Annotated in this window: 5 protein-coding genes; 1 reads left to right on the top strand and 4 read right to left on the bottom strand. The window is 62.3% G+C overall.

Going from position 1 to position 8436, the window contains the following annotated elements; translation table 11 throughout:
• Positions 1-822: 822 nt before the first annotated feature.
• From VLU25_11980 to VLU25_11965, 4 genes are read right to left on the bottom strand one after another with little or no spacing between them, the layout of a single operon-like run.
• Complete coding sequence (locus VLU25_11980; protein HSR68649.1) at positions 823-1797, bottom strand: glycosyltransferase family 9 protein; 975 nt, start codon at positions 1795-1797, stop codon at positions 823-825.
• On the bottom strand, positions 1794-2819 hold the full coding sequence (locus tag VLU25_11975) for a hypothetical protein (protein ID HSR68648.1): 1026 nt from the start codon (positions 2817-2819) through the stop codon (positions 1794-1796). Before VLU25_11975 ends, VLU25_11980 begins: the two co-directional genes overlap by 4 nt.
• Positions 2820-2825: 6 nt before the next feature.
• Positions 2826-3977: a radical SAM protein gene (locus VLU25_11970; GenBank protein HSR68647.1), complete on the bottom strand. Its 1152-nt coding sequence runs from the start codon at positions 3975-3977 to the stop codon at positions 2826-2828.
• The gene (locus VLU25_11965) at positions 3977-5140 is read right to left on the bottom strand and encodes an HEXXH motif-containing putative peptide modification protein (protein ID HSR68646.1); all 1164 of its coding nucleotides are present in this window, start codon (positions 5138-5140) and stop codon (positions 3977-3979) included. Before VLU25_11965 ends, VLU25_11970 begins: the two co-directional genes overlap by 1 nt.
• 223 nt (positions 5141-5363) lie before the next feature.
• Here VLU25_11965 and VLU25_11960 point away from each other — a divergent pair, with 223 nt between their 5' ends.
• Positions 5364-8435: a glycosyl hydrolase gene (locus tag VLU25_11960; protein ID HSR68645.1), complete on the top strand. Its 3072-nt coding sequence runs from the start codon at positions 5364-5366 to the stop codon at positions 8433-8435.
• Position 8436 lies beyond the last annotated feature (1 nt).

Below are 8436 nucleotides of genomic sequence, written 5' to 3'. Positions count from 1 at the left end.
CGACCAAGTCCGTCAGCCGCTTTTTCACTTGGTCGACTCCTCTATGGTAAGCCCGTGGTAATAATCCACAACGAATAACAGTGTACTCGTTTGAAAGCCCCTGCGCAATAGAAAGGCAATAAATCTCCCCAAGACAGTGACTTAGGTGCGCTGCTTGAGATCCCTTGCACCATCATGAGAACGTGGAGGCACCTGAATGGGGTTCAGGGGGTCGCGAGTTCGAATCTCGCCGTCCCGACCAATCTTAAGCACTCTATCTTCAAATATTTCTGATCGGATGTGTTTGGGCCAGCCGGGCACTTGTACCTCAGCCCCCCCACCATCCACTCGCACAAGAAAAGGCTGATGCGCAGGCTTCGCGTGGGCAACCAGATAGGTGTGATCAACCGAGCCCGCGAGATAGGCGCCATCTAATCGCAAAGGGGAAGCTGGCAAAGGGTTCCTTTTGCCTCACGCTCGCGAAGCATGCGAGTCGACGGAACCTTTACCGCCTCCGCTTGCCCTCAGGGTTCTCGGTTTCCCCCGCTTCAGGCGGCAGGGCAACCAGATTGAAGCCTAGGAAGTTGTCGAATTTCCCCACCTTCAAGGTCCCCGTCAAAACGGGGCGCTCCCAGGTGGCCGAGATGGTTCCGGCACGGATCTACTCCAACCAGGCTTCCCCTCGGTCCCTGGGGTCTTGTTGCACGGACACAGATCCGTCGACGAAGAATAACTCCCAAGGTCCCAGCTTCACAAGATGCGTCCGGCGATCCGAAGTCGCGCGTCGGATCTGGTACGTCAAAGCTGCGATAGGTAAGGCGCTTGACCGGAGGCGCTGTCCTCTCAAGCGCTTGCAGATCTGAGTTTCTCCTCCTCCAGCACCGACTCCATGGCGGATAGGACATCGTTTACTTTAACGGCTTTCATGGAGCCGTTGGCGGAGATGTGTTTGCCGGGGGCTACCAGGAAGCCCCATTCGACCGGGTCGGTGGGGCCGAAGAGGGCTACGCCGGGGATGCGGAAGAGGTCGGCGGCGTGGAGGAAGAAGGAATCCACGCCTAAGAAGAGGGAGGATTTGGAGACTAGAGAGAGGGCTGTTGCTTTGGGTACCTCGTTGCAGTAGGAGATGACACGGTCGGAGGCCAGGGCCTGTTCGAGACCCTGGTCGTCCAGGCCCAGGATGAGGGCGTGGAAGTGGGGGTGGCGGGTTAGGAAACGGTCGAGCAGGCGATGAAACTTCGGGCGGGGCCACATCTTCTCGGGCTGGGTGTCGACATGCAGGGTCAGGACCCGGGCGTTGGCGGGTAGCGAGTTGAGGATGCGCTCGGCCTGGCGTTGGAACTCTCGGGGGATTTCGGGGGGAGCGGTGAAGTCCTCGATGCGGAGGGAGGCGTCGAGTGTTAGAGGGACGTCGAAGGCTAGCTTGGCGGAATGCTTGCTGAAGTCTCGTTCCAGGGTTGTGTCGAAAGGTGGGAAGAATCCGATGGAGGGAGGATGCCGGAAGAGCTCCATCAGGCGGTCGACCGAGGGGCTGTGCCATGGGTTGAGGGAAAGCAGCAAGTCGCAGGGCGCCAGGCGGGCTGCTACGGTTTCGGCATCGAAGAGCTTCCCCTTGCCGCTGATCTCCATCTCTACCTCGCAGACATCGCGAAAGTGCAAGCCTGAGAAGAAGGTCTGGTGGGCGCCGGTTTCGCAGATTAGGGCGAGGCGGCCCGGGAAGAGAGAGGCCAGCGCCCGCAAGGCGGGAAGGTTGACCAGGTGATCGCCGAGTCCGTTGGAAAAGATGACCACTGGGCGGCGTACCTTCAGCATTCTCATCGGCCCCCTTGAAGGGCGGGAGCTGAAGCCAGCAGCCGGACTCCGCTTCGCAGGCGATCCACCGCTACGGGCCAGAAACGGGCGGGGAAGAATGACGGCGACAGGGCCGCCGAGATGTCTTCGACTCGCCGTACTAAATGGCTTGAGGTTAAGGCGGCAAAGAGGGTGTCGATGGCTTCCACGATCTCGTCCTGGCCCGGGTCGTGACGGTCGCCAGCCGCCTCCCAGTCGGGATTGCCGTCGTAGCGGTTGTTGAAATAGTCCAGGTCGAGATGGAGAAGCAGGGGGCCCGCTGGGATATTATCCAGCAGCGAATCCAGGTCGCCGCCCAGCAGGTAGGTCCCCATCAGGGGGTCGGATCGCTCGCTGGAAGGAGTCAATTCGATCTGCGGTCGACGGGCGTGCTCAAAGAGGGGATCGTCGCCTCCCAAGACCGGCTTCATGGCGTAGCGTCCGGGAGGGCGCTGGAGGCAGTGCCGGTGGCAGAGGTGGAAAAGGTTGAGGCTCGGCACTTCGTGAAGCAGAGGACAGATGAAGCTGCCGATGCCCACGGCGCCGCTGCCGATGGCCGACGCCACGGTGCCGGGTTGCTTCAGGTCGAAGGTCTTGCCCGAGATCAAGTCGACCCACTTCCCGGAGCGGCGCGACAGCCGCGGACTCATCAAGTCGCCGTGGCTGTCGAGATGCAGAATGCTGAGCACCGCCGGGGGTTGAACTCGCCCCGAGAGCCAGCAGCTCCAGGAAAGCAGCGTCCAGTTGTCGTTGAGCGAGAGTTGGAAGCCGTCCTCCTGGCGCACCGCCAGCGGGATCGCGCTCACGCTCATATCGTCCGACCACCAGCGAAGGCCCCCTTCCAGGTCGGGGTCGATGTAGAAGCCGGCCGAGGCCGGCACTGCCAGATCGATGGCCCAGCCTTGCTCAACTCTGCGCGAGGAAGCCACTTGACGCTGAAAATAGCGTCCCAAGATCTTGGAGCGCTCGCCGGCGTCCTGGGGGAGAGACTGAAGAGGCACGATCAGCATTGCGCCTCAGCTCCTGTAGCCGGCTTGAGTGTCTTCGGGCTGGTTGAGGGGCGGACGCAGGATGCCGGTCCGGGCCCGCACGTGATCGAAAAAGCGCAGGATGTCCCGGCACCAGACCGAGGGATTGTCGAAGCCGTTGGACAGCGAGTAGCGATGGGGCAGGTGCCCTCCGCCGCAGACATCCCGCTCAGGGCAGGCTTGGCAGAGCTCGGCCAACTCGAAGCCATGGGTGACGGCCTTGTGCACCAAAGGAAGCCCCAGGTGGAGATCGTCGAAGCCGTTCCGGGTGATGTTGAGCTTGCTCTGGGCGAGACCCTCGCGACAAACGCGCAAGGCGTCGAGGGCCTCGATGGAACCGTCGGTATCGATGATGAGGTAGCTCATGAGCGGGTTGCCGAAGGCGTCCGAGCCGGGGCCGGCTCCCAGGAAGCTCTTGATCAAGTCGCCGAAGAGCCGCACCTCCACCTGCGGATTGTCTTCCTCGAACCAGGCGTCGAAGGCGCCGATGAGGAAATCCGCCACCGGGGTGGGTGGGAGTCCGCCGTAGAAGGTGTCGCGGCTGTCGTGTGTGACGTCGGGAAAGAGAAAGTCCATCGACTCGATTCCCAGCGATCTCAGGTGCCGGTAGGCGGCGGCTCCGCAGCGGCCAGGGTTGACCACCGAGAGGATCTTGGGAGTCATTCCCTGCGAGATGAGAAGCTCGATTCCGGCCACCGTCTGGGCGTGGCTGCCGCGGCCCTTATGATCGACCCGCACCGAGTCATGAATCTCCGCAGGGCCGTCCAGACTCACGTGGACTTCGACGTTATGGCGGCGGAAGGCGTCGATCCACTCAGGAGTGAGCAGTATGGCGTTGGTCTGAATGCCGAGCAGCGAAAGGCGTTCGCCCAGCACTTCCCTGGCGCGGGCGGCCAGTTTCCGAAACCGCTCGACCCCGACCAGAGTGGGCTCGCCGCCATGAAAGATCAGAGCCATCGAGCGCTGACCGTGGCTCCGGCAATAATCCCGCATGGCCTCCAGGGTATGACCGAAGACCCTGTCGCTGATGAACTTAGGCTGCTGCAGGTAGCTTTGGTCTTCATGGTTGTACATATAGCAGTAGCTGCAGTTCAGGTTGCAGCGGGAAGCTATCTTGAGAACGATGGCGGAGATGCCCACTAGCTGCTCTCCTCCAGTCGCTGGGCTAGGGGCCGCCACAGGGAAACCCCCAGCTCGGTTAAGCCGCGGGTCTGTCGCAGGGGCTTCTCCAGCTCTTCCACTTCGGGCAACAGCTTGGCTTCCTCGGCACGAGTCTCCAGCCCCGCCTCTCTGCACCGGCGATACATCAGGATGACGTTGGCAAAGGCGTGGTAGGCCAGGAGGATCTTGTCCAGCGGCCTCTCCTTCTTCTTGGCGGGCGAATAGTAGAGCTTGCGGTCGGAACCGTCCTCCACGTTGGAGAGCATGCATCCGATCAAGTAATACTGGTGGCTGGACTCGTGGACCAGCATCTCGGCGAACTTGAGCGGTTCCAGAATCGAGGTCATGAAGACCTCGCCCCAGTGCATGTTGTGGCTGCCGCTGACCATGGCCTGGTTGGGCACCTTGAGCGGGATGATGTCCTGGATGACCCGGTCCACCCAGTCCAGGTACTCCGGCGCCTGCTCTCCCAGCAGTTGGAAGGCCGCCCGCCAGGCCGCCGCCGTCTTCTCTCCCGAGGCATCGATGGGGAAGGGGAAGTTGAGATCATATCCGCCCTCGAAAACGGAATCGGACAGGAAGGTGACCTGATTGTCGCCCATCTGAACCTGGGTCAGTTCTTCCAAGCCGCCGCCGGAGCGCTCCAGCCGCCAAGCGGAACCGCTGGGTCTGCGCAGTGCCAGTGGCCGCACGCCGGTATCGCCCAGCCTGATATCGACGGATCCTCGGCCGCATTCGGCCGCAACTCCGGTGGCCGCGGGCAGGCACCAACGGTCGAATCTGAGGCGTACGGGATCTTCAAACTTGACCTGGAAACGTCCTTCCAGCCCGGCCGCCATCATGGAAAGAGCCAGTTGCGCTGCGCTGAAGAGCACGTTCGATGCAGAGGGGTCCTCAGACGAAGCCAGCCTCTCAACGGCCCCGAAGCTTGTGTTCCAGACGTCGTGCAGAGCCGCGTTATGTTCGAGCCAGCCTGTCAGGCAAGAGGCCAAGCCGTCGCCGGACTGCTCAAGGGTGCTGTCGAAGCGGTTCAAAAAAGTCTCGACCACCCCCCGTGCATGCTCCGAAGTGATTGCATCCAGAATGGTCGGGTCCAAGGGAAGACCCGGATGCGACAATCCTCTGTATATGCTTTCCAGCATTCTTCAACCTCTCCTCATCGGCAAGCGTGGGCTCCAGGTCAAATAGCTTACCCACTTCAGGAAAAGCGGGTTAAGTTTTAAATACCGATTCTGCAAAGAATTCTAGCGGAAGGCTGTCGCAGAAGCAAGAGTCGATGCTTTGGCCTGAAGTGCGGCGGAAACCTTGCGCTGACAGCCGCTCTTCAGTATAAAGAACCGGCCAGAACCGGCTGAAAGACCGTTGATGAGCAGAGCAGCAAAGCACTCACTGGACCTTCCCCTCGAACGAGCCCTTCGCTGGCGCAATATCGGTCCCTTTGCGGGCGGACGAGTGACTGCGGTAGCGGGTGTCGTCACGAAACCGCTGAGGTTCCTCTGCGGAGCGGCCGGAGGGGGCGTATGGAAGACCGAGGACGCCGGCCTCACCTGGGAGAATCTTTCAGACGGCTACTTCAAGACCGGCTCGGTGGGGGCGCTGGCCGTGGCCGAATCGAATCCCGACGTTGTCTACGCGGGCCTGGGAGAAGCGCAGATCCGAGGGGCCGCCACCTCCCACGGAGACGGGGTCTACCGATCCAACGACGGAGGCGGCAGTTGGCAAAGCCTGGGACTGGAAAAGACGCGCCAGATATCCAGGGTCCGGATCGATCCTCAAGACCCCGACCGGGTCTACGTGGCCGCTCAGGGAAGCCCCTGGACACCCAACCCCGAACGGGGAATCTACCGTTCCTGCGACGGCGGCCAGTCCTGGGACCAAGTCCTTTTCGTCGACAAGCAGAGCGGGGCCAGCGATCTGTGCATGGACCCCTCCAATCCCCGCACGCTCTACGCGGCTGTGTGGGATCATCAGCGGCTGCCTTGGAAGATACGAAGCGGCGGTGAGGGCAGCGGCATCCACAAGACAGAGGACGGGGGCGATTCCTGGCAGCAGCTAAGCCGAGGGCTGCCTGAATTGATGGGAAAGATCGGCATCGCTGTTTCCCCCGCCCGCCCGCAGCGAGTGTGGGCGGTGATCGAGGCCGAAGAGGGGGGGCTCTACCGCTCCGAGGACGCCGGCCGGAGCTGGAGACGCGTCAATGAGGAACGCCTTCCCATGGGCCGCGCCTGGTACTTCACCAAGGTGGTCGCGGACCCCCGCGATGCCGACACGGTCTATGTCCTCCACGATCCGCTCCTCAAGTCGGCGGACGGAGGCAGGAGCTTCAGCCACGTCGCCACTCCCCACACCGACCACCACGACCTGTGGATTTCCCCCCAGCACCCCGACCGCATGGTCCTCGGCAACGACGGCGGTTCCTGCGTCAGCCTCAACGGCGGCAAGACCTGGTCGACCCAGGACAACCAACCCACCGGACAGTTCTACCGGGTGATTGCGGATGAACGCTTTCCCTACCATCTCTACGGCGCTCAACAAGACCGCACGACCGTGGCCATCGCCAGCCATGGCAAAGAAGGCGGAATCGGGCGCAAGGACTGGTATACGGTAGGAGGCTGCGAAAACGCCCAGATCGCCCTCGACCCCGGCGACCCGTCCCGAGTCTACGCAAGCTGTTGCAGCGGAATCGTCACCGAATACGAGCGTGAAACCCAGCGCGTCCGCAACATCATGGCCTATCCCCGCCTGGCGCTGGGCTCCCATCCCCGCGACCTGGAATACCGCTTCAACTGGAACGTCCCCATCATCGTTTCCCGCCACGACCCGAGAGTCCTCTACCATGCCGCCAACCTGGTCTTCCGCTCCCGCGACCGCGGGCTGACCTGGCAGGAGATCTCGCCCGACCTGACCCGCTGCGAAGTTGAAAAACAAGGACCCGGTGGAGGCCCCATCACCGATGAAGCCGCCGGGGCGGAGACCTACAACACCATCACCTGCCTGGCCGAATCGCCCTTCGAGGCATCCACCCTGTGGGCGGGGACGGATGACGGACTCGTCCACTTGACCCGCGACGCGGGGACCACCTGGCGAAACGTCACCCCGCCCCGACTCGGCGAAGCGCTCGTCAATTCGATCGAGGCCTCGCCCCACGACCCCGCCACAGCCTACCTGGCCGTCAACCGCCACAAGTTCGGCGACTTCACGCCCCTGGTCTTCGTGACAGAGGATTTCGGCGCCCACTGGGAGTGCCGCTCAGGGGGGATTTCAGAGGAGGCCTTCGTGCGGGCCGTTCGCGAGGACCCCGCCTGCCGGGGACTCCTCTACGCCGGCACCGAGACGGGTACCTACTTCTCGCTGGACGGCGGCCGCGACTGGCGGTCCCTGCAGCTCAACCTTCCTGCCGTCCCCGTCACCGACCTGACGGTTGCCGCCGGCGATCTGGTGGCGTCGACCGAGGGCCGGGGCTTTTGGATCCTCGACGACTTGACTCCGCTGCAGGAGATCAAGAGACAACCCGCTTTGGGCCAGACCTTCCTGTGCAAGCCGAGGCGCTGCTACCGCGTCCAGTTCGGAGAGAGACCCGAGACGGTCGAGATGCTGGGAGAGAATCCCCCCGAGGGCGCCACGCTGCACTATTACCTTTCCCCTGACGCCGCGGCCCATCTCGCCTCTGAGCACAATCACGAGATCCAGCTGGAGATCCTCGACGAGGAGGGTAAGGCTGTCCGCAGTCTGTCAGGGCGCTGTCACAACGACAGCCGGTCGAGAGAGCAGTTCCCGCTGCCGGTCAAAGCGGGTATGAACCGCTTCATCTGGGATCTGCGTTGCCAAGAGATCAAACCTCCTTCCAGTCTCTTTCCTCTCCCGGTACGCAAGTCCTATCGGGTGGGGCCCGGCACTTACCAGGTGCGGCTAACAGTCGGTCGGTGGAAGGCCGCCCAGTCCCTGGAGGTAGCGGACGATCCGCGCAGGGGCTTGACGCGGAAGGACTTTGAGCAGCAGCAAAGCCTGCTTGCCGACATTTGGGAACACCTGGGCGCCGTCTACTCGGCAGCGGCTGCTATGGAGGATCTGAGTCGACAAGCGCAGGCTGCGGCAAAGGAGCACTCCGAAAAAGCCGAGGTCGTCCAGGCCGCTGCGCCGCTGCTGGAAAAGATCAGGCAATGGGAAGAGGAAGTGATACAGAAGCGGCAGAAGGACTTGCAGGACTTCGTGAGGTTCCCACACCGCCTCGACGCCCAGTTGTTGTTTCTCATGATCGCCGTCGATTCTTCGGGGCCGCCGGTAGGCGGCGGAGCCCTGAAACGCTTTGCAGATTTGAAAGCAGAATGGTCGCTATGCCAAGCCCAAGCCCTTGAAATCTCCCGAACAGATGTTCCCGCTTTCAATGCTATAGCCAAAAAGATGCAAGCTCGCGAATTAAATGCTTGCAATTTCTAGG

It is taken from the genome of Acidobacteriota bacterium, from assembly GCA_035471785.1.
Taxonomy (GTDB): Bacteria; Acidobacteriota; UBA6911; order RPQK01; family DATIPO01; genus JANQFM01.
This window is presented reverse-complemented; position numbering and strand designations above follow the sequence as displayed.

Bases quoted from the DNA above. Each gene is read 5' to 3' on its own strand.
- VLU25_11980 (HSR68649.1), bottom strand. From the start codon at position 1,797: ATGAGAATGCTGAAGGTACGCCGCCCAGTGGTCATCTTTTCCAACGGA.
- VLU25_11975 (HSR68648.1), bottom strand. From the start codon at position 2,819: ATGCTGATCGTGCCTCTTCAGTCTCTCCCCCAGGACGCCGGCGAGCGC.
- VLU25_11965 (HSR68646.1), bottom strand. From the start codon at position 5,140: ATGCTGGAAAGCATATACAGAGGATTGTCGCATCCGGGTCTTCCCTTG.
- VLU25_11960 (HSR68645.1), top strand. From the start codon at position 5,364: ATGAGCAGAGCAGCAAAGCACTCACTGGACCTTCCCCTCGAACGAGCC.